At 42.7% G+C, this 23349-nt stretch carries 18 protein-coding genes, 3 pseudogenes and 1 riboswitch; of the genes and pseudogenes, 17 read left to right on the plus strand and 4 right to left on the minus strand.

All coding sequences use genetic code 11. The features are described 5' to 3' along the window. Positions 1–14 precede the first annotated feature (14 nt). The 10 genes and pseudogenes from BLR43_RS02290 to BLR43_RS02330 all read left to right on the plus strand — a co-directional run bounded on the left by BLR43_RS02290 (position 15) and on the right by BLR43_RS02330 (position 12502). Entirely contained in the window at positions 15–1463 is a 1449-nt protein-coding gene (locus BLR43_RS02290) for an MFS transporter (protein WP_093068380.1), read from the plus strand. A 350-nt stretch (positions 1464–1813) separates the two neighbouring features. Then, a complete protein-coding gene (locus tag BLR43_RS02295; RefSeq protein WP_093068383.1) occupies positions 1814–4198 on the plus strand; it encodes a TonB-dependent receptor in 2385 nt (794 codons plus the stop codon). A 190-nt stretch (positions 4199–4388) separates the two neighbouring features. Next, positions 4389–4556: riboswitch (yybP-ykoY riboswitch) on the plus strand. Between the two features lie 7 nt (positions 4557–4563). Beyond that, complete coding sequence (locus tag BLR43_RS02300) at positions 4564–5136, plus strand: manganese efflux pump MntP (protein WP_093068387.1); 573 nt, start codon at positions 4564–4566, stop codon at positions 5134–5136. Between the two features lie 559 nt (positions 5137–5695). Beyond that, complete coding sequence (locus tag BLR43_RS02305; protein ID WP_093068391.1) at positions 5696–7378, plus strand: NAD-dependent malic enzyme; 1683 nt, start codon at positions 5696–5698, stop codon at positions 7376–7378. A gap of 177 nt (positions 7379–7555) precedes the next feature. Further along, a pseudogene (locus BLR43_RS13780) lies at positions 7556–7675 on the plus strand (IS630 transposase-related protein); the annotation flags it as partial. A 172-nt stretch (positions 7676–7847) separates the two neighbouring features. Further along, positions 7848–8174 (plus strand): transposase, encoded by a 327-nt coding sequence (locus tag BLR43_RS13985; RefSeq protein ID WP_212564400.1) that lies wholly within the window; start codon positions 7848–7850, stop codon positions 8172–8174. Between the two features lie 370 nt (positions 8175–8544). Beyond that, positions 8545–9087, plus strand: coding sequence for a hypothetical protein (locus BLR43_RS02315; protein ID WP_071003634.1), 543 nt, complete (start codon positions 8545–8547; stop codon positions 9085–9087). A gap of 90 nt (positions 9088–9177) precedes the next feature. Beyond that, positions 9178–10740: a Dyp-type peroxidase gene (locus BLR43_RS02320; protein ID WP_093068395.1), complete on the plus strand. Its 1563-nt coding sequence runs from the start codon at positions 9178–9180 to the stop codon at positions 10738–10740. A 66-nt stretch (positions 10741–10806) separates the two neighbouring features. After that, positions 10807–11955 carry a catalase family protein gene (locus BLR43_RS02325; RefSeq protein WP_093068400.1) on the plus strand — a complete coding sequence of 383 codons (1149 nt, stop codon included), beginning with the start codon at positions 10807–10809 and terminating at the stop codon, positions 11953–11955. Positions 11956–12008: 53 nt separating this feature from the next. Next, a pseudogene (locus BLR43_RS02330) lies at positions 12009–12502 on the plus strand (IS1595 family transposase). Between the two features lie 282 nt (positions 12503–12784). Here the strand turns inward: BLR43_RS02330 and BLR43_RS02335 are convergent. After that, a complete protein-coding gene (locus BLR43_RS02335; protein WP_093068404.1) occupies positions 12785–13492 on the minus strand; it encodes an IS1 family transposase in 708 nt (235 codons plus the stop codon). Between the two features lie 81 nt (positions 13493–13573). Then, a complete protein-coding gene (locus BLR43_RS02340; RefSeq protein WP_093068407.1) occupies positions 13574–14638 on the minus strand; it encodes a TIGR03571 family LLM class oxidoreductase in 1065 nt (354 codons plus the stop codon). A gap of 150 nt (positions 14639–14788) precedes the next feature. Here BLR43_RS02340 and BLR43_RS02345 point away from each other — a divergent pair, with 150 nt between their 5' ends. Next, positions 14789–15694, plus strand: coding sequence for a LysR family transcriptional regulator (locus tag BLR43_RS02345; protein WP_198552024.1), 906 nt, complete (start codon positions 14789–14791; stop codon positions 15692–15694). A 669-nt stretch (positions 15695–16363) separates the two neighbouring features. Then, a pseudogene (locus BLR43_RS02350) lies at positions 16364–16627 on the plus strand (transposase); the annotation flags it as partial. Between the two features lie 286 nt (positions 16628–16913). Here BLR43_RS02350 and BLR43_RS02355 read toward each other — a convergent pair. Then, complete coding sequence (locus BLR43_RS02355; RefSeq protein WP_093068410.1) at positions 16914–18467, minus strand: ATP-binding protein; 1554 nt, start codon at positions 18465–18467, stop codon at positions 16914–16916. Then, positions 18457–19191, minus strand: coding sequence for a heavy metal response regulator transcription factor (locus BLR43_RS02360; protein WP_025645672.1), 735 nt, complete (start codon positions 19189–19191; stop codon positions 18457–18459). The genes BLR43_RS02355 and BLR43_RS02360 overlap by 11 nt, the downstream gene beginning before the upstream one ends. Positions 19192–19418: 227 nt before the next feature. Here BLR43_RS02360 and BLR43_RS02365 point away from each other — a divergent pair, with 227 nt between their 5' ends. From BLR43_RS02365 to BLR43_RS02385, 5 genes are all read left to right on the plus strand, one after another. Continuing rightward, entirely contained in the window at positions 19419–19745 is a 327-nt protein-coding gene (locus BLR43_RS02365) for a hypothetical protein (protein ID WP_093068413.1), read from the plus strand. A gap of 134 nt (positions 19746–19879) precedes the next feature. Further along, the gene (locus tag BLR43_RS02370) at positions 19880–20158 is read left to right on the plus strand and encodes a hypothetical protein (RefSeq protein WP_093068416.1); all 279 of its coding nucleotides are present in this window, start codon (positions 19880–19882) and stop codon (positions 20156–20158) included. A 61-nt stretch (positions 20159–20219) separates the two neighbouring features. After that, entirely contained in the window at positions 20220–20813 is a 594-nt protein-coding gene (locus tag BLR43_RS02375) for a c-type cytochrome (RefSeq protein WP_093068419.1), read from the plus strand. Between the two features lie 139 nt (positions 20814–20952). Then, the gene (locus BLR43_RS02380) at positions 20953–21582 is read left to right on the plus strand and encodes a DUF411 domain-containing protein (RefSeq protein ID WP_093068423.1); all 630 of its coding nucleotides are present in this window, start codon (positions 20953–20955) and stop codon (positions 21580–21582) included. Between the two features lie 67 nt (positions 21583–21649). Continuing rightward, positions 21650–23347 carry a copper resistance system multicopper oxidase gene (locus BLR43_RS02385; protein ID WP_093068427.1) on the plus strand — a complete coding sequence of 566 codons (1698 nt, stop codon included), beginning with the start codon at positions 21650–21652 and terminating at the stop codon, positions 23345–23347. Positions 23348–23349 lie beyond the last annotated feature (2 nt).

The raw sequence follows: 23349 nt of genomic DNA on the forward strand, positions 1-23349 counted from the left end.
ACAATCAAACGCTTATGAATGACGCTCACAAAAACAGCAATAGTAATCGCCTAAGCAATAAGCAAGGACGGCGGGTACTGGTGACCTTATTGCTCGGTGGTACGGTCATAAGCTTTAGTAATAGTGCGCTCAACCCAGCGATCCCTGTTTTTATGTCAGTGTTTGACGTCGATATTGTGCTGGGCGGCTGGGTGTTAAATGCTTATGTATTGGCCATGAGTGTGGGGCTGATGCTGAGTGGTTACTTAAATAAAAGGTTTGGTTTTAAGCCGGTTTATTTGGCGGCAATACTTGGTTTTATGCTCGGCTCGGTCATTGGCATGTTGTCCTCTAATATGCTCTTTGTCATTGGGGCTAGAGCTGTCCAAGGGCTGAGTGGCGGTCTGATTATTCCGCTCTCGATTGGCATGCTATATCAGATTTACCCAAAACAGCCACACGGTAGGATAATGGCGCTATGGGGCATCGTTATTATGATGTCATTGGCGTTTGGCCCTCTGGTCGGGGCTTATTTGGTTGAGCAGTTTGCATGGTGGACACTATTTGCCATTACATTACCCCTTAGTGTGATCGTTATGGCGATGGTGTGGCGATTGATACCTGAACCTGATAGAGGCACGCATGACACCGCAAGCCCTTTTGATACGGTAGGGTTTGTCAGTTTGATCATCTGGCTACTGACGATGATGATTTGGCTGAGCACCCTCAAAATAGATTTTACTCACGGTATCTCAAGCCGCGATGATTTGTTAAAAATAGTGGCATTAGGCGCATTGTCTATTTTATTTTTGCTGTCAGCCGTGGCTTGGTGGGCGTATGAGCGTCGTCAGAGCCATCCGTTGCTAAATGTGGGTTTGTTCGACAATAAAACTTATTTGCACAGTAATGTCATTAGTATCACCCAAACAGTAGGCTTGATGCTGTGTCTTTTATTATTGCCGATATTGATTCAGGAGGTGATGGGTGAAAGCGCTTTATGGACAGGCGTCGTTCTGATGGTTGCGACGCTCGTCGCCAGTATCACCACGCATTATGCTGGCAAGCGGGTAGACAAACGCGGTGCCCGAGGGATTGGTATGGCGGGTATCACGATTAGTGCGCTGTCTACTTTGATGCTCGCATGGTGCTTGTACCAGCCCACACTTTGGCTACTCATATTGACGATGAGTGTGCGCGGTGTCGGCGTGGGTTTGGCGTATCTGCCAACCACCACAGTGGGTTTTAGTAGCTTACCTAAAGACTCGGTCACTGAGGGAGCTGCACTCAATAATATCAGTCGCCGTATCATCTCTACCATCGTTATCACGTTGACAACCCTTTATATCCATAGTCGAAGCGCGCAGCTACTAGCCGCAGGTAGTGATGTTGGCATAGCAAGCGCTATCCAAGAAATACTGGTGATAATCGCGTTGATGCTATTGTTCACACTTCCTTCTGCCTGCAAATTACCCCGCGCGCCATAACGATCAACTTCATAGTTGGGCAGTATGTAGATTACCAGTGTCAATGACGATCTGCTTGAAGGCTTATCCCTTTTATCTATTTATTTGAACAAACTTTGAGACAAGCTGCTTATGTCACTGTCTAACCATTTCGCCAAATTTACCAAAGAAACGGACGGTAATTGCAGTAAGTCAGTCAACATGGTCACTCGCCACTTATAAAAACCTATTTGTAAATACTTATAGAAATAAAAATCATTATCATTTAGAATATCATTCACAAAGTTAGTACATACAGTATTATTTGCTAAATATAACGCATACCACTGCCTACCTATCCAATTAAGTGAAACCACCTAAGTGAAGTAATTATGAAAAGCCGCCATCACGTTGCTCTATCTCTTCTTACCCTTTGTATCAGCCAGCAGTTATACGCCCAAACCAATGCCAATTCAGTACAAAGCGCATCAGGTGTGCAGGCCACCGCTGCGGCGACCTCGAATGCATCATCAAGCGATGTACCTAGTGTGACTTTAGATGCTATTACAGTTAGTGCCAATGCCAAAACAGGCACAGCGCTGGCACAGAAAATCAGCGAAATGCCTGCTGTCACGCAAGTGATTCGTGAGGCGGACATTCAGGCGCAGGCGACAGGTAATCGCACGGTTGGGGACATCTTAGCCCAGCTCGTGCCCAGCCTTGGCGTGAGCAGCGGCTCGGTCAGTAACTACGGTACGACCATGCACGGGCGTCCTGTACAGTATTTGCTAAATGGCGTGCCATTAACAGGCTCGCGCAGTCTGTCACGCGAGCTAAACAGCATCGACCCTGAGCAAATTGAGCGCGTCGAAGTGCTCTCAGGAGCGACCAGCATCTATGGCGCGGGGGCAGCAGGCGGTCTGATTAATATCGTGACCAAATCAACGGCAGGCTATGGCTTTACAGGGCAGACACGCCTTGGTATCAACAGCAGCCGCGAGTTTAAATCGGACTCGCTTGGCTATCACGTAGGGCATAGCTTTGGTTATGGTGGCGAGCGCGTGTATGGTAATGTCGATATAGATTATGAAGCCACAGGTGGCAAGTTCGACAGTCATGGCGACCGCATCAGCCCTGACGCCAACCAAACCGACAACCAAGACACCGATACTGTCAGCGTCAACGCCAACCTTGGCTTTGATATTAGCGATACCAAAACCATGAATCTTGCGGCGACCTATTATGACAGCGAGCAAGATACCGACTACGGTGTCGACTATGGTGATAACTTGTCTGTACTGCTAAAAGGAACCACACCGTCACTACGTGCTATTGATGGCGCCGATATCGAAAACCAGCCCTACAATACCAAAAGCTCGGTCAACCTAAACTATAATGACAGTGACTTTTTGGGTTCTAACCTAAGTCTGACAGGCTATTATCGTGACGAAAAAGCACGCTTTTATCCGTCAGGAAAATCATTTACTAGTCAAGCCAAAGACGTTTGGGTAAATAATGGTTTAACCGATGCAGACACCTTAGGAAAGCTATTGGGTGCATCGGTCGTAGTTACGCAGTCTGAAGCGGATATTGAGGTGATGGGACTGCGCGCCGCTATGCAGACTGAAACCGATGTCATGGGTAAAAACACTTTGTTCAGCTATGGCGCGGATTTTGAACGTGAAGAGAGTGAGCAGACCTATTATGGCCAAGACCTGATTACCTTCCTTGCAAGTAATGGCTTGACTTCAACAAGTAATGGTCTGAGCTATAACGGCGGACCAAAAACCACTATCGATAAATGGGGCGCGTTCGTCAATGCCGATGTGGATATGACCGACAAATGGCACACCAGCGCTGGCGTGCGCTATCAAAACATCAAATCGGATACCGACCGTTTTGTGCCCATTTATGAGCAACTATTGGCGGATTATTTTGCGACCAATGGCATCAGTGATATTGCTGACGCTTACGGTATTGATTACGAAGCAGGCGCGGTTGAGGCGGGTAGCAGTAAGCACGACAAAGTGCTGTTTAACCTTGGTACCAGCTATCAGTTGACCGATGACGACCAAGTCTTTGCTAACTTCTCGCAAGGCTTTACCACGGCTGACGTGCAGCGCGCCTTACGTGACGTGCGTGCTGGATTTGTGGTCAACTCAGACAATATTCAGCCCATTTCTATTAATAACTATGAGCTGGGCTGGACAGGTAAGCGCGGTGATACCAGCGCAAAGGTTAGCGGTTTTTATAACGACTCAGACAAAACCGTGCGCTTTACCAACGACTATACCGTCGAAGTCGTCGATACGGACGAACGTATTTACGGCGCTGAAGCCTCGCTCACGCATGATTTGAACAAAGACTGGCAGTTTGGCGGCAGCCTTGCCTATACCCGCGGGCAATACAAAAAAGACGGCGACTGGCTAGAGCTGGATGCAGTACGCCTGACGCCACTCAAAGGCACGGCATACGCGCAGTATAACTTTAGCGAAGGCAGTAACATTCGCTTGCAAGCGCTGGCAGTCGGCGGTAGCGACAAGGCTTATAAGGACCAACAGAACGACCCAGACGCGAGTGCGCAGCCATTAACAGGCTATGCGACCTTTGATGTACTTGGGCAAGTCAAATTACCTGTCGGACGTATGGGCTACGGCGTGTATAACATCTTAAACAAAGACTATCAGACCGTGTATCATCAAACGACCTTTGGCGATTTAAACCGTTTGCCTGCGACAGGCACGACGTATGGTTTGAGCTATACCGTGGATTACTAAAAAGCGTCACGCATTAAAAAACCCTTCATGCTATGAAAAATTAGCGTGAAGGGTTTTTTAATGTTCATAACTCTCTAAATCATTCATCTGCTCCAAGAGTATTTGCTAGTGTTTCCAACTTCACGCTTTATCAGGTGTAAAATTCTTCTTTAGTATTTTATGATTGACTTATAGCGTATCAATGCTAATCTAAGCACTCTTTGGGGAGTAGCCTGCTTTCGTAATGCGAAAGCGTTCGTATCAACACACTTGGCCACATGCCATGGTGCGAACACCTCTCGGTTGGCGAGACCATCGATATATCTACACTGCAGGTCGGGGGTGTGGCTATGTCGTGGACTCTATACTCGACCAGAGAAAATCATATGAATCCTATCGCACTTCTACTACTTGCTTTTTCTATGTCTACGGATGCATTTTCTGTGGCAATCAGTAAAGGAGCAATTCTTAAAAACCCTCGTTTTACCGAAGCCTTCAGAATGGGTGTTATTTTTGGCACCATTGAAGCGATCACGCCGATTATTGGTTGGTTAATTGGTCACTCTGCCACATCCTTTATAGATGCGTCTTTTATTGAAGCATGGGATCATTGGGTCGCGTTTGTCATACTTTTTACGCTCGGTCTGCACATGCTGTATGAGGGACTGAAGCCAAGTGATGAAACGGCAGTAGTGCTATCGAGACATTCTGTTTTTAAACTTGCTTTGACTGCATTTGGTACCAGCATCGATGCCATGGCTGTCGGTGTGAGCCTAGCATTTGTCAAGGTCAATATTTTGCTGGCGGCAGGTATGATTGGTCTAGCGACTACGATAATGGTCACGCTAGGGGTGATGTTAGGAAAGGTGTTGGGCTCCATAATCGGTCACAGAGCTGAAGTATTTGGTGGTGTGATGCTAATTGCCATCGGTACATGGATTTTATTTAGTCATCTTTAGTCACTCGATAGATATGAGCTACTTGATAAATAAAAGCCTAGCTATTGATATAGCTGGGCTTTTTCATGCCTATGATCAGCACATAACACCATAACTCTTGCTAAATGACCGGAACATCTCAGTACTACAAAAATTGTTAATCATCAATAGGATAACCATGATGAAGATAAAAATGCCAATGCCCCACATAGGCAAAGTGAGCATCCAATTCGTCAAATTTTGATTACCACAATGGCTACAGCTCCAATCAGAACGTTTGAGGCTAGTATCACATTTCGGACATCTTTTATGATTAATAAACAATTTAGCCTCCCTTACAAATATATGCTTTTATAAGAGTATATATCTGCTATATCAATTGGGCAATTGTTTATCAAGACAATTATATATTGTCAGCGATTGGATGCGAATCAGGATGGAATGCATAATGATGAACATCTCTAAAAAAATACATGGTTAAAATGATTTTGTTACATATTGTTAAATAGCAGTCGATGCTATGTATAATGCAGCCCTAATACAGTTTTCGTTCATATGCCCTTAAGAAGAATATTTTATCATGTCAAATAAGCGTCCCTTATATATTCCCGTTGCTGGCCCCGCTCTTTTAGAGACCCCTTTACTCAATAAAGGCAGTGCCTTCTCAGCAGAAGAGCGCAATAGCTTTAATTTAACTGGGTTATTACCGCATAATATTGAGACGATTGAAGAGCAATCATTGCGTGCTTATCATCAGCTGCGCTCATTCACGAGTGATATGGACAAGCATATCTATTTGCGTAATATTCAAGACACCAATGAAACCTTGTTTTATCGTTTGGTTGAGCAGCACATTGAAGAAATCATGCCGCTCATATATACCCCGACAGTTGGTCAAGCGTGTGAAAAATTCTCGCAAATCTATCGCCGTAAACGGGGGCTATTTGTCTCATATGCTGAGCGCCATCAAATCGATGATATATTGCAAAATGCCACCAAACAAAACGTCAAAGTGATCGTTGTCACTGACGGCGAACGTATATTGGGCCTTGGAGACCAAGGGATTGGCGGTATGGGCATTCCAATCGGTAAGTTGTCTTTATACACGGCATGCGGTGGTATTAGCCCAGCGTATTGCTTACCAATCTTGTTAGATGTCGGCACCAATAATCAACAGCTCCTTGACGATCCTATGTATATGGGCTGGAGAAACCCACGTATCTCTGGCGATGAGTATAATGAGTTTGTGGATTTATTCATTCAAGCCGTTAAACGCCGTTGGCCAGAAGCGTTATTGCAGTTTGAAGATTTTGCACAGGAAAATGCCACCCCATTATTGAATAAATATCGTGACCAGCTATGCTGTTTCAATGATGATATCCAAGGGACAGCTGCGGTATCGGTCGGTACCTTGATTGCTGCTTGCTTGAATAAAGGTCAAAAATTAAGCGAGCAAAAAATCGCGTTTTTGGGCGCAGGCTCGGCAGGTTGTGGTATCGCCGAACATATTGTTCGCCAAATGCAGCGTGAAGGGTTGACTGAAGCGCAAGCACGTAGCCAAGTATTTATGGTGGATCGTTATGGTCTGTTGACCGACAGCATGACCGAGCTACAAAAATTCCAAGTACCATTGGTACAAAAAGAATCAGACATTGCGCATTGGGACAAGAGCAACAAGCTCGGTTTGGCACAAGTCGTTCAGCAAGGCGGTGTGACGGTATTGTTCGGTGTCAGTGGCCAAAAAGGTCTGTTTACCCAAGAGGTCATCGAAGCGTTATGCGCCAATACGGAACATCCAATTGTATTACCGCTGTCAAACCCAACAACTCGTGTTGAGGCAACACCGCAAGAAGTGATGAACTGGAGTCGTGGCAAAGCCATCATTGCAACAGGCAGTCCTTTTCCTCCCACGACCTTCAATGGCCAGACCTTTGAGGTGTCTCAGTGTAATAACAGCTATATATTCCCAGGCATCGGTCTTGGCGTTTTGGCGGCTCAGGCGACAAGTATCAGTGATAATATGCTAATGGCGGCAAGCCAAGCCCTTGCAGATATCTCTATGGAGTACCAAAAAGCACCGGGTGCTATACTACCGCCAATCAAAGTGATCAGAGAGATTAGTGAAAAAATAGCCTATGCCGTAGCAGTGCAAGCGGTTGAAGATAAGCTGGCACTACCTGATACCGCGGAAAACTTACAACGCAGAATAGAGGCAAACTTTTGGTTACCTGAATACCGTCACTATCGCCGTACTTCTTTTTAATATAGAAAAGATATAAAAAAATCCTAATACCACGATGAAAAGTGGTATTAGGATTTTTTGTTTGAGCAAACAGATAAGGCTTATACTCGCAGAGATGCAAGAAAATTGGAAGGATATCGATAGTATAATGGCAGCTTAGTTCTACTTATTTGGTGTTTTAAATTTGGGGGGTATTTCCGTTTGAACTGTAGTAAAACAGGCATTCATCATGCCCTAAAGCGGCTTGGTATCAGTCAAAAAAAAGACTTTAGAACATCCAAAAGCCTGTCCGATCAAAAGAGCGATATACCACAGTAAGCTTTATAGCTTTAGGCAGCAAGGCTACCCCATCGTTTATATATACGCGCGCGGCTTTGAGAGTCAGACCATTCGCTCTCATGGTTATGCACCGATTGGTAAGCCTTGTATCGATAGCTACAACTGGTAAGGTAAAAAGCGAACCAACGTTATCGGTGCTCTGTATGAAAAGATGCTGTTTGCCCTAGATTACTTTGAGACAAACATCAACAGCATCGTCTTCTATCACTGGTGCAAACACAAGCTAATCCCAAGTCTTAAAACCAAATGCTTGATTGTGATGGATAATGCCAGATTTCATAAGAGTAAGCGTATTCAAAAGCTACTGAATAGGCATGGTCATCGTATTCTATGGCTGCCACCATACAGCCCTGATCTGAATTCCATTGAAAAGAAATGGGCACAAGTAAAGTTTCTACGCCAAGGCTGGATGGAAAACGACTTATCCAAATTGTTTTATGATGTTTGTCCTAACCATAACAATTTTATTTTGAACTGACTATATAAATAATTATAAAAACTCGAAGTATGATTTCAAAGCTTGGTTACCTAGAGTAGCCAAGCTTTTTTAGTATTTAATAACGAGTACAAAAACAGTCATGCTTTTAAAGACTTAATAAGTACGACCAAGATTTATTGCACCGGTAAGTGCGCCGTCTATTTTTGTAACACTGCTGCAATTTAAAACGTTATTGTTAAATCTATGTTTTGTTTTGTGTGATTAGTCCGCTATTACTTGAGCCTTTTACCGTTTTTGCTATGGTAATAGCTCAACAGCAATCATATAGGAAAGACTTATGAGTAAAAACAATAATAAAGAGCGGATTATCGATAATTCAGAAGATCTGAAAGATAAAATCACTGAGTCTATGGATGCCTTTAAACTGCGGGCAGATCTGTTAGTGGCGAATTTAAAAGAGGGCGGCAATGATGGTTATGATCACTCAATCTCTAGCGCCGGCGAGAAAGGTCTAAAGTCAGGCAAAGTATCCGAGCTTACCGTTATCGCACCGCTAAAAGACGGCGGCGCTGCCCGTCTCAAAGAGATTCTAAAAATAGCAGGGGGCAATCTAAAAGGCGCGACAAGGGTAGGCACTTTGCACGATTTGCGCTTCGTCTTTTTAGATAATGATACAAGAGTGCTTTTTTGCACCGCTTATGACGGTGACTGGGATCCTTATATTGATGATTTCGCCACCAAAATTCCTGAACTCATGGATATTTTATTCGGCAATGTCGAAGGCTGGCCGGGTATCAAAGACCCAAGTGTTAAGCAGTTTATTCTTGATCATCAGATTACCGCTGCAGGCTGGTACGTAGGCGTCCCGCATCTGACGGTACAAGATATTCGCCGTCATGAGCGTATTGTTAAAGGCATCAATAAAGCTTTAGATGAAGCGCAAACAAACTAATTTTTTAGACATTGTATTTTTAAGCGCATAAATTTCAGGGCTTTGATACGATCATATTTTAATAACGATAAAAAATGAATAGGGCGATGTATGAGTAATGATGATAACAAACCTTTAACGGGATTGACCGATAAGTTGCAAGACTTAAAAGATGAGTTTGGCAATCGCATCGAAAACAGTGATTTTGAGACGTGGCTTAAAGGTGTGAAAGAGGAAGTCGGTGACGGTATTGAGATGATGGCTCGTAGGGCGCGCGGGGTCTTTAACCCCAATCTCGTCACCATGCAGCTAAAAGATATTCAATCCATCGTCCTACGTGAGCGTCCCACCCCATATTTTGGCACGGTAGTAGCACTAAAAATCAATAATGCTGACGTTGGCAAACAAATGCTAGCACAGGTGTTGCCTGATGTAACCGGTAGTGAAGACTGGCACAAAGACATGCAAGCCACGCTGTCTATCGTCATGACTTACGAGGGTCTACAAGCATTAGGTGTACCGCAGTCATCACTTGATAGCTTTCCTGAGTCTTTTAAAGCAGGTATGGCAGCGCGTGCTGAGCAGTTACGCGATTTTGATGTTAATGCCCCTGAGAATTGGATGGCACCTTTTGGGGATAAGGGTGATATCCATGTGGGCGCGGCTATTATCGCTGATACCAAAGATAAATGGCAGGCCAAACTTGATGAGCTTCGAGATCATCTTACCGATCATATCGATGTGGACAATCCTGCTAATGGTGATGTAGAAATCCTAATCGAGCAGGACTTTGGTTCAAATGACAACGTCAAAAACGTCTTTGGTTATCGTGATGGTATCAGTAATCCTGAGATTCAAGGCAGTGGTATTCAGACGCCTTCGAACCATGACGGCGATCCTATTGCCGCAGGGGAGTTTGTGCTCGGTTACGAAGGGGAGGCAGGACTAGTTGCACCTATGCCGCAGCCTGAAGTCTTAGGCAAGAACGGCTCGTTTATGGTGTTACGTGCTTATCATAGCCATGTTGCTACTTTTAATAAATACCGCAAAGATAATACCGACAGCGAAGAAGAGGCGGAGCTGCTGGGTGCAAAAATGTGGGGACGCTGGCGTTCAGGCGCGCCGCTCGTTTTGTCTCCCGATCATGATGATAAAGCGCTTGGCGATGATCCTAGCCGCAATAACGACTTTGGTTATAAAGACGATCCTTACGGTAAAAAGTGTCCGTTTGGCGCGCATATCAGGCGTATGAACCCACGCGATAGCGAAGATTTTATTTTATCTGATGTGCGTATTCACCGTATCGTTAGACGTAGCGTGGGCTTTGGTGAAGTTGTGCCATCCGATGTAATAGAGGACGATGGCAAAGATCGCGGTCTGTTTTTTATTGGTATTAATGCTCATGCCATGGAGACGGTTGAGTTCTTGCAATCACAGTGGATCAACGATGGCAACTTTATGAGCTTAGGCGAAGAAAAAGATCCTATGGTTGGTTTGCACTCTGGTGATAAAGGAGGAAGTGATAAAGACAGCGATGCAGATACCTTTACTGTTCCGGCTGATCCAATTCGCAAACGCTACCATGGTATTGAAACCTTTAATACCTTGCACGGCGGCGAGTACTTTTTTATTCCGAGTTTATCGGCGCTAAAATGGATTAGCGAGCTGTCTTAACTCTCAGTACCATTTATAATAGTCACCACTTAACAATAATAATCATGAATAAAATTAGGAAATATAATGCTAAAAAAATTATTTAAACCCAAATACGTCCCCTACGATCCAAAATATATCGAATTAAATGCTGAGGACGAAAAAAACATTCGTACTATTACCGACGATATCAAAAGCTATATTGCGCGTAGTGATAAAGCTAGCAATATCGATTATCACACGCGTGATGCGCATGCCAAGGGGTACTGCGCACTAAAAGCTAAGTTTGAGATATTAGATGATATTCCCAAAGAGTACGCGCAAGGTTTGTATGCTAAAGCGGGCATTCATGATGCGGTGATTCGTTTGTCCAACGGTTCATCTCGAGTATTCGCTGATCGTAAGTTGGGCTTTGCTCAAGGTCTCGCGATTAAAGTCTTTGACGTACCGGGTAAGAAGCTCGCTCCCGGGGAGGAGGACAGTACGACCTTTGATTATAACTTTATCAATCATCCGGTGTTCTTTTGCAATAGAATTGAGGAGTATACCTATCTCTCAAGACTGTTTTTGGAATTACCTAAATACACGGAGAAGGGCGCGATCGGTAAAGCGCAGTTGGCGTTTAACTGGCTGACCAATTACGGCTCAAGATTACCAACCAAAGAGTCGATTAAAACCTTTAAAGCTATCGGCGGCTTTACGAGGATTGAACCAAAAAATACCTTGTTATACGACTTTCATTCGCAAGGTGTGGTGCGTCATGGTGATTATATGGCAAAGATACGGGCAACGCCAACAGCCGCTTCTGTCAAAAAAGTCACGCGCCGTGATGTCGATGTCGACGCCCGCGAAGAGGCGCTGCGACCGCTTATCGTCGAGGAGATACGCGAACATGATTATCAGTTTGATATCCAGATTCAGCTATGCCGTAATCTCAAAAAGCAGCCGATTGAAGAGATTACGACGCAGTGGCAAGAGTCGGATACGCCCTTTGTCACCGTAGCGCGTTTAACCCTTCCTTGCCAAGACGTACCAGATGACGGTAATTTTGAGATTATGGAGAATCTATCCTTTACCCCATTTCGCTGTCTTGAAGAGAACCGTCCTATCGGAAACTTACAACAGTCGCGTCTCAAGGCCTATCAAGTCGCCTCCGAGACTCGCCATAAACTCAACGACGTCAAGCGCCGTGAGCCAAAGAGTTTAAAGGAGACGTTTGCTAAGTCTTTTTTTTAGACTAATTGTTTTTGGGGCTGTCCTAGATAAGTAAAATTATTTAGGATAGCACTATGAGAAAGAGTAAACTAAGTTGGTATAAACAAAACAGACTCATCGAGTTATTTGTTGCCGGTTCTACCGCGAGAACAGCAGCAAGCCTAATCGGTGTTAATAAAACCACAGCCAGTTAAAGCGTAATGGCAAGGTCTACGCTTGTATTATACCCAATGCTAAAGCAGAGACTTTGATCCCCATCATAAGAGAAAAAGTGAAGCCTGATAGCATTGTTTATACTGACTCATTTAAAAGCTATAACGCATTAGATGTCAGTGAGTTTACTCATTATCGTATCAACCACTCCAAAACCTTTGTTAATGACAAGAATCACATTAACGGTATAGAGAACTTCTGGAACCAAGCTAAACGGCATCTACGCAAGTTTAACGGAGTCCCAAAAGAGCATTTTCACCTCTATTTAAAGGAATGTGAGTGGCGTTTTAATCACAGTGACCCAAAGTCGCAATTACTACAATTAAAACAATGGGTTAAACAGGGTTTAAACTAGTTATCTAGGACAGCCCCTAAAAAAGATATAAAAAAATCCTAATACCACTTTTCATCGTGGTATTAGGATTTTTTGTTTGAGCAAACAGATAAGGCTTATACTCGCAGAGATGCAAGAAAATTGCCATGCGTGCTGAAAAAACGGATGAGTCGTTTGCTGCTAATATCTATTTAGCAGCGACGATTATCCATTGACGGTAATTGTCAACACACCCTAGTTAAATCTACAATTTAGAATTAATACCTTTAAAGTATCGGTGGTGTTCTAAAAAGTATGCTGACATCAGACATAGCCATCATTGATATAAAAGAATACCAAATCAAACACTTTTAAGTGATTATCGAGCTTCTTAGAGAAACAACAGGTTCTTCTAACGGCTCGTTTTAGTCGGTGTCTAAGACGGCAATTATTGCCTTCAATACCTATCGTATGCTGTTTGCCAACTTGTTTGTTATCTGGTTTAAAGGACGTTATGAAACTGTCCCAATTGTCCATGCTAATAGAGTCATAGCTCACTTTAAGTTGCTTAAGACGCGCTCTTAGTTTCTGAGCTGTTTTTAAGTCGCGTTTGCCCCAAACATAAGCGACAATCTCATTAGTAGCCCGGTCATAAGCATAAATAAGCCAGACTTTACGCTTCTTGCGATATACGTAAGTCCAAAAATCATCAACTTCTAAGCGTTCATAGTAGCGCTTATTAGGCAGGATCTTATAAACGGATGAGCTTATGGTGCTGAGCACTTTACCAATACTCACCGAGGTAATGATGGCTATGTCTCTAACACCGCAGCCTCGAGCAGTCATCAGACGTAAGATGTCTTCTATTTGAGAGTAACAGCCTTGGTAGTTTAAGGCATGGTCATCAATGAATTGTCGTTTGCAGTCCTTACATTGGTAGTTCTGCTTGCCATAGCTTTTTATACCATTTTTCTTTAGACTAAGACTGTGACTAAGACAGTCGGGGCAATTGATCTGTATTTGTGTCTTCATAACCTCAAATATATCATCTTGCTTCGGCTGTCACCCTTCCTTTATTACCCCAGCATACTTTTTGATACACCACCCCCATTTTTATTGGTTTAATTTGGCCAACACATTTTCTGCTAAGTCTTGCAACGTTTCTTTGACAGGGCGTTTGGTAGGCTTTAAATTAATGGCGACATGAGATAAGCCTTGTTCTTTCTGCTCTTGCCAAAATTCCAGCAAACTATGTGACCCGCCTCGTAGATAAATATTGCGAGATAATTGAGCAGGCTCATTCGGATTCTCACTAAGTTCGACAAAATTGGCATAACCAAAAGGATGCCAAGCGTCATCTTGATTTAAATCCGCCAAGGTTTGCACAATGTTTTTGGTATCTTTTGGGTTTACCCCATGCCAAATCCACGCATCGGCAGTATTAGCAAGCCAATCTAGTTCCTGTCTGGCACGACCAATAGCAACCATCGGTAAGCGTTGTTCAAGGGTAGGGATAAAGCCAATATTGCCTGTTAAATCCCCATAATGTTGCCCTTTAAACTGCGGAAATTTTTGGGTGGTTAAGGCACGAATCATGTCCCAGCTTTCTCGAAAACGCTCGGCACGATTGTCAAAGTTTTGCTGAAACACAGGGTATTCCACAGGTCTATCGCCACTCGACATTCCCAAAATAAAGCGATTATTGCTTAATACTGCCGTACTTGCTGAGGCTTTGGCGATATGAATGGGACTCCGCAAAGGTGCAACGATGCCTGCTGAACCTATCGCAATTCGTTGGGTTTTCGCAGTCAAATAGCCCATGGCAACCATGGGGTCAAATGCTTGTCCAACATCGCCAAAACTTGGGTCATAAAATGGCACATCTCGCAACCATAGTGCAGAAAATCCAAGCTGTTCTGCTAAGACAGCGGTTTCCCCAAAGTCTTCTAAGCTCGGAATCGGACTATTGGGATAGCCTTTAAACGGGGCAATCAATCCCAAGGTGAGTTTATCCGCTTGAAACACCTCACTAAATGCAGGGTGATTGGCAAGATGAGGGGGTAGTTGTTTTTGTTGCGGGGTTATATTTTCATTCGTCTGAGCGGTGTGAAGTAATTGGCTATTGTCTTGTCCAAGAACAGAGAGGTTTGGTACAGCAGTTTGTGAGCTTGTGGTCATGGGAGTCACTCCGTTAAATGAAGCATTAAAAAATATAGTCCTAGTATAATGCTTTTGTTTTTAATGATAATTGGGGTAAAATTGGAAACAGTTTTGCTTTTTTTGCAAAAATATGTTTATTCAAAAATACACTTAACTGCTAACAAACCCATGACCATCAATTACTTCTATGCCCTCACTATTTTTCACCATGTGGCGAATACTAATAGCTTTACTGCCACGGCAAGTCAGCTTGGGCTGGCGGTGTCGTCTGTCACTCGGCAAATTGATAACTTAGAACAATCCTTGCAAGTTAAGCTATTGAATCGCTCAACCAGACATTTGGATTTGACCCATGCAGGGATGCGTTATTTACAACAGACCGAGCCGATATTAGCTGAATTACAACAGGTAAATGAAGCGATTAAAGAGGAGCAAATTGAACCACAAGGGCGATTGTGCCTTACTTTTCCCAGTTCCTATGGGATTGAAAAAATCGCCCCATTGCTTGCCGAATTTGCCCATTTATACCCAAAAATTGAATTGGAGCTATTTGCCAGTGATGAATTTGTAGATTTATTTAATGAGAAATATGATGTAGGGGTGCGGTTAGGGCGTGTGGAGGATGACCGCTTGGTAGCAAAATTTATTGCCTCTCAGCAACGGCTGTTATGTGCCAGTCCCGATTATCTACGATTGCATGGAACACCACAAATACCGTCACAATTAGCCGAGCATAATTGTTTGCCGTTTATGTATCAAGGCTATGCGTCAAAGTGGTATTTCCATCAAACGGGTAAAACGCAAAGTTTGCGGGTGACAGGGAATTTGATGGGTAATAATATAGAAATGCTGAAACAAGCCACGCTTGATGGACAAGGGATTAGCCATTTACCTAATTGGCTGATTGAGAAAGCGTTGCAGTCTGGGGCGTTGGTACAGGTGTTGTCTGATTGGCAAGTGACCCCGTCTTTGGCGACAGATGACGGGATTTATTTGGTGTATCCGCCCACTAGCCGTAATGTGGTAAAAATTGGCGTGTTGGTGAATTTTTTAGCACAGCGTTTGATAGGTTAAACTGTAGATGGTGATATTGTGAAAAGCAGTAGAATATTATGCGTATCTAATTTAGGGAGGGTTTTCTTCATAAAAGTAGTCTAGCATAGTGCTTATCTACTACAGCCCCAAAAATTAATTACATCCATGCAGTCACATAAATTTTAGACAATAAAAAACCCTTACAAGTCATTGACTTGTAAGGGTTTGAATGTGGTGGCCAGTATCAACCATACTTATTGATTAAGTTTTTGATATTAAAAGATATTTATAAATATTAATTTTATTATACCAACATTTATACCAACAATCTTATGAGTTAGATAGCTGATCCTGAAGATATATTATTCATAAAAAATATTGTTATCTTTTGTTATATTAGGCTGCTAATTTACATTTATCAGGTTTGAGCTGCTTAGTGTTTACTATGAATAATATCATTAGTTGATATAATCTAAAAAAGAAGTCTTTTGTCTGGATGAATAAATGTATATTAATGAGTTAAGAGTAAACAGTTATTATGACTGGGAAGTTATTTGTAAATATTTAGCTAATATTTACACATTAAATAAATATGGGTAACCCTCCCAAACCTAAGACACCTTATAAATGGAATTAAGCTGCCTGAGCTATGCTGAATAAAACGTAGAGCTAAACTTGGTAAACTAAGCACAATAACAGGAGTTTACCATGACCAAGAAAATCAGAACTTATAGTGACGAATTTAAAGCCGAAGCTGTCAAGAAAATAGCAGATAATAATGGCAATATTTCAGCGACTGCAAAGCAGCTTGGTATTGCCATGCAAACGCTCTCAAACTGGAATAACAAATCCAATCAAGGCAAGCTTGTCGGCACAGAGCAATATGATCCTGACCTTATGAGTGCTCTTCAAGAAATAAAGCAGCTCAAGCGTCAGCTCAAAGTGGCTGAAGAGGAGCGTGAAATACTAAAAAATGCGACGGCGTACTTCGCGAATGAGGAACGTTAAGAAACAGTCTGGGAGACTGTTTTAGTGACGCAAGGCGTAGGGCTATGCCCGAAGTGGCAGTTAGTAAAGTACGCCTTTATCAAACCCCCATATCAACAACATCACCTAAGAAAACTAGACTTCGTAATCTAGCCTTATACACTATATGAATAATAGCATTCAGAGCCTTTTCGACTTATCAAAATAAAATAGACCTATAGTAGGTCTACATATTATTAATATTTTGAACACTAGGATATTGAGGTGTATGCTACTTAGCAATCAATAATCCTACAGTAACTTCAAAACAATACTCATCTTTGATAGTGATATTGACCGTCCCTTTATGAGCATTAGCAATAGCCTGAACGATAGATAAACCCAAACCTGAGCCTGAGTGGTGCTGGCTAGTTTTATCATGACGATAAAAGCGCTCAAACAATCGATCTGCTTCGCTTTGGTTTAACGGTTTTTCTAGAAGATTAGTAAAAGTTATCTCTAGCCAAGATTGCTTCGCGGTTTGAGTGTTACTTTGATCGTCTTCAAGCATCTTATAAGTATTAACGGAAGTATTTGGAGTGTTGACAGTGGCTGATATTGTGATGACACTATTACTAGCGGCGTAGTAGATCGCGTTTGATAGCAGATTAGCAAATAGCCTTTGCAATAAACCTTCATCGCCTAATACTGCCTTAAAATCTCCTAATTTTACAAAAGTTATTTCACGATCCTCGGCAATCATTTCAAAGTAATCTAACAGCTTATTGATTAGGACCTCAGTATCTACAGTAGTCACTTGCGAATCACTCAGTCCTTTTTGGGTTTTTGCTAGCAGTAGCATGTTGTTAATCATCGCCGATAATTGCTCTAAGGTGTCATGTTGCTGATGTAATTGTTCGACATATTCCTCTTCCTCTCTAGGCTTATTTAACATGACTTGCGTTTGCGTAATCAGCGTCGCTATTGGCGTGCGTAGCTCATGCGCGATATTGTCTGAAAATCGCGACAACGACTCAAAATTGCTTTCAAGCTTAGCCATCATCGAGTTATAGGATTCTGCTAAAGGTCTTAGCTCTAATGGCATATCACTAACTATTACTCTTTCGCTCAATCTTTCAGGATGAATACCTTTCATCCTTTGCACGATAGTGGATAAAGGGGCAAAACCCCAATACACGCTTAAGGCTGCTATTAAAACCAACAGTAGTGTGATGGCAAATAGGATCAGACTAAGTTGACGGTTAAACTGTAATAAATACTGATGATGCACGTCAATGGGTAAGGCGATAAGGGCAAGCATGTCATCGTCTCCAATAACCATAGCTCGATAACGTCTGTCTTTAATATTTATTACAAACTGTCTGTCATCATGATTTTGCTGTAATGATAATAGGTTAAAGTCGGCACTTAATTCATTAGCAAAGTTTTTGGGAGTACTAGATAGCAATCGTCCCTCTTTATCAGCAATGATAGTTTTTAGATCGTAATCTAGCGCTGATGAATGCAGGTGATCATCATTTTCTGTGGCTATTGTAGGAAGTAGATTTGAAGAAGCTTTCGAGCTTAGCGGTTGTTGAGTGTTTGATGGACTTTGAGGCTTAGGTAGTGTCTGAGAGGCTATTTGGTTATCCGCCTCTGTTACGCGCTTACGTAGATTAAAGGCTGCGTGGGTAATGATTTCAGCATCCATTTGTTCAAAATGGCCTTTAACAGAGTGCTGTACCCAGATATAGATTATCAACTGCGATAAAACGACAAATATCGTCAATAAAAACACAGTTCGCCATAGTAAGGGTAAGCGTCGATTGTCCAATCTATTTATCATATTGGCTATCTTCCGTTTCGCTGGCAGCTTTATTACTAGCTGAAACGTCGACAGCATCTAATCGGTAGCCCATGCCACGCACAGTATGAATTAGCTTGGTATCAAACTCATCGTCTATTTTTATACGCAGACGTCTTATTGCCACATCAATCACATTAGTATCGTTATCAAAGTTCATATCCCATACTTGTGAAGCAATGATTGAGCGTGGTAATACTTCACCGCGGCGCTCTAATAGAAACTGTAATAGGGAGAACTCTTTTGCGGTTAGTTTAATGGGCGTGTCTCCTCTATGTACAGTGCGCTTGGCAATGTCCATTTTGAGATCCGCTATTTGCATGAGCGTACTTTTATAGTCGGCTTGATTGGCGCGTCGTAATAAGCTTTTTATCCTGACTATTAACTCTGCAAAGGCAAAAGGTTTGGTCAGATAATCATCACCGCCAATCTCAATCCCCTTGATTTTGTCATCTAAATCATCTTTTGCGGTTAGAAATAACACTGGCGTATGCTTGCCAGCCGCTCGGTAATTACGTACTAGCTCAAAACCGCTAACATCAGGCAGCATAACATCCATGAGTATCACGCTAAACTCTTCAGTCATCATAGCATGGTAGCCATCTAAACCTGTCAGCTGATGATCAACAATGAAGCCTGCTTCACTTAAGCCTTTTTTTACATATTCGCCGAGTTTTAATTCATCTTCTACTAGTAGTACTTTCATAGTAATCCTTCAATATAATTATGATTTTATAATACCCAAATCAATATAAATGACAAAACGGACTGGTATCTGACAAAGATGTCATGCGCTCGTCATCAAATGGTCAGTCTTCGTTTGTTAATCTATACCTATAGTACATAGCGGCTCATTCTTGATACGAGTAGCTACTATGAATTATTACTACAGGTAATTAGTTTCAATATTTAATAATTTATTAAGGATGTTATATGAAAAGCTATCGTTCATTCAAAAAAGTGGTGCTGCTATCCGCTTCGATGCTTATCGGTATATCAGCAGCTAATGCGCATACTACCAATCTAAGCACTTCAATTATCGATAATTGCGATAACTTAACTACGTTTGCCAGAAATCTAGATCACAATAACGCACAGATGTCTGATGCTCAAATGAAAAGCTATGTTGATGCACGAGTCGCTTGCCAAGTTCAGCATCAAGATCAACATCTGCAGTCTGAAAAGTATTTTATAAAAAAATATGGTAGCGATCGTGATAGAAATGCTGATGCCATACTAAATGAATACGTGCAGCATTAAAATATAAAAGTAGCAAGATGACAATATTGTCATCTTGCTGTCATCTCTCTGTCAGAATCAATAAGTTATGCTTTAGACTGAATTAATATCCTAAAGCTTTATGTACCCTCAACTAAATCAATTAAGGATTAACCATGTCACTCTTTAAATCAAAGTCTTTACCTAAAGCAATCGTAGCCACTGCCGTCGCTCTAGTCGTTTCAACCTCAGCTCTAGCACATGATCCTAAAATGCATGCTGAAAAAGATCAAATGAACTGTGAAAAAATGCAAAAGCATATGGATATGATGGGAAAAATGGATCATAGCAAGATGGACATGAGCGATCCTGCCATGAAAGCGATGATGGCTAACATGGGTAAAATGAAGCAAATGTACCAAAAACACTGCGTTACTAACGACAGTAAATCTTAAAAATTTTAGCTCTGTTAAATAGCAGTCAACACTTAACGGAAATAAATTGTTAGGAAAACATATGAAATTTTTATTGGGTGCGCTCTTTACCGTATTTGTGGCAATCGTTAGCGTGTTTGCGGTTGTTACTAGTGGCGTTGTCAATGTGGGAGCTGACCAAGAGCATAGCCCAATGATGTTTAGCTTTTTAGAAACTGCTCGCAATCGTTCCATAGAAAATGCCAGTAAAGATATTGTGGTACCAGATTTAGAGAAGGCTGAGCTAATCAGTTCTGGTGGCGCGGACTATAAGGATATGTGTGCAGGCTGTCACTTGTCTCCGGGAGTGGCACAAACTGACTTTAGTGAGGGCTTGTATCCAAAGCCGCCCAACTTTACCAAGGCTGATATTGTCAAACGTTATCAAACAGAAGACGGTGCAAAGCAAGGCTTTTGGGCAATTAAGCACGGTATTATGGCATCTGGAATGCCTGCGTGGGGCGCGTCCCATGATGACGCTAGAATGTGGGCAATGGTAGCCTTCATTAGATCGTTACCTGAATTAGATGAAAGCCAATACACGATGCTAACCACTAGGATAGATGGCGATATGATGGACATGTCATTTGACGGTGATATGAATATGTCGGATGATGGATCTGGAATGCAGCATTAATTCTTCCATATTCCTTTATAAAAGCGCAGTGCTAAATAGTGCTGCCTTTTGGGATTTAAACTTTGCCTATACTACACTTAGTTATAGGGTATAAATCTTTAGAAGGTTCAACAGATAAGCAGACGCTTAGGAGTAAGTTATGAGACGCTATATAAATATAATGGGCAATGGACATAAAAAGGTATCAGCTTCTGCTCTTTTACTAGTAGCAACGTCAACAGTAATGGCTTGTAGTCAGCCCGATACTAGTGTTTCAAATTCTACTCAAACTGAGCCAACGCTTGCCACCAAAAGTGCTCAAATAGAGCAACCACAACCGCAAATGATGTCTGTCAGTGCTAATTCAGGTACTGGGTCGACAATTCTACAAAACGTCTCGGCTACAGTTTACAAAGATGCTAATTGTGGCTGCTGCAAAGAATGGGTAGGCTATGCCGAAGGTCATGGTCTAAGCGCAACTGCGCAAGACGTTACAGATTTATCTTTATTTAAAGAGCGTTACGGTGTCCCGCAGCAAATGCGCTCTTGTCATACCACCGTCACTACTAATGGTTATGTTTTTGAAGGGCACGTTCCTGCCAAATACATGGCACAGTTTCTAGCCAGTCCGCCAACTGATTCCATCGGTCTTGCGGTACCGAGTATGCCAGTTGGTAGTCCGGGCATGGAATATCAAGATAAATTTATGCCCTATAAAGTCATGCAATTGAACAAGGATGGCAGCACTCAAGTGTATGCGGCTATTGAGTCGCCAGCGCAGCAGATGTAGTTCTATTAATAAGTTATCAGATATATAAGTTCAACTCTCATTTCATGGATTAACTTAGGTCAATATTATGAATAAAAACAGATTTAACCGCAGGCGTTTTTTGACAGGGTCATCCACCTTGCTCGGCGCGTCGATGCTATCCACACTACCGACGATGGCTAATAGTGCTTTAACTAAAAGCCAAAATGTCGTAGTCAATAGTGATAGAGCCGATCACATTGTACCTATACTAACGGGTAATGAATTTGATCTTTATGTCAGTGAGAAGATGATAACGGTCAACGGCAAGTCAAGCATGGCAACGCTGATAAATGACTCACTGCCTGCGCCAACGCTTAAGATGCAAGAAGGCGATACGGTCACCATTCGAGTCCATAATCAGCTGAATGAGTCGACCTCTATTCACTGGCATGGCCTCTTAGTGCCGTTTGAGATGGATGGCGTACCGGGTATCAGCTTTGATGGTATTCCTGCGGGTAGCACCTTCACGTACAAATTTAAACTGACACAGTCAGGCACTTATTGGTATCACTCGCACACTGGATTCCAAGAACAAACCGGTATGCGCGGGGCTATTGTGATTGAACCTAAAGGGCGCGAACGCTATCCTATTGAGGAAGATCACGTTATCCTGCTTAGTGATTGGACGCATCGCGATCCGCATAATCTGCTAAAACTACTTAAGCAGCGTGCTGACTTTGATAATTATCATCTGCCAGACTTTAAAAAGCTATTGTCCGATATTGCCGCTACGGATCTTGAGGCGGCTTATGATAAACGTAAAATGTGGAACCAGATGCGCATGATGCCGACTGATTTTACTGATTTATCTGGTGAGACCACGTTTACTTATCTTATGAATGGTAAAACGACAGCGGCTAACTGGTCGCAATTGGTCAAAGCCGGTCAGCCGGTCAAACTACGCTTTATCAATGGCTCCGCGCAGACCATATTTGATGTGCGCATTCCAGGGCTCAAAATGAAAGTGGTCGGCACCGATGGTAATGATGTCGCGCCCGTTGATGTCGATGACTTCCGTATCGGGGTGGCCGAGACTTATGACGTCATCGTCACCCCAACCCGTGACGCGCATACCATATTTGCCCAAAACATCGATCGCACCGGCTTTGTCGCAACCACGCTTGCCACTAAAAGAGGCGCTCGCGCTGCCATACCTGCTATGGATGATGTTGAGTGGCTAACTATGTCCGATATGATGGGGGCTATGGGTGCTAATGGCTATGATGCCCGTCATGCTAAGACCGAATATGACTTTAAGACAGATATGCGCGTCGATAGTCCACGGATGAATCTCGATGATCCGGGTATTAATTTGCGTGATATTAATCGTAAGGTTTTAACCTATAACCAACTGCATTCTGTTGGCAATGAAATAATGGCCGAGCAGCGCAAGCCCACTCGAGAGATTGAAATACATCTAACCGGTAATATGGAGCGCTATATCTGGGCACTCGACGGCATCATGTTTAAGGATGCGCCGCCTGTCAATATCAAACCGGGCGAGCGTGTGCGTATTACCTTAGTCAATGACACTATGATGAACCACCCTATGCATCTGCATGGTATGTGGAGCGATTTGCGCACGCCTGATGGCGATTTTCAAGTTCGCAAACATACGATAATGGTGCAACCAGCGCAAAAAATTAGCTTTGATGTCACAGGAGAAGCTGGTCGCTGGGCATGGCATTGTCATCTGCTCTATCATATGGAAGCCGGGATGTTTAGAGAAGTTGCCGTTGTTTAATA

It is taken from the genome of Psychrobacter pacificensis, assembly GCF_900101915.1.
Classification (GTDB): domain Bacteria; phylum Pseudomonadota; class Gammaproteobacteria; order Pseudomonadales; family Moraxellaceae; genus Psychrobacter; species Psychrobacter pacificensis.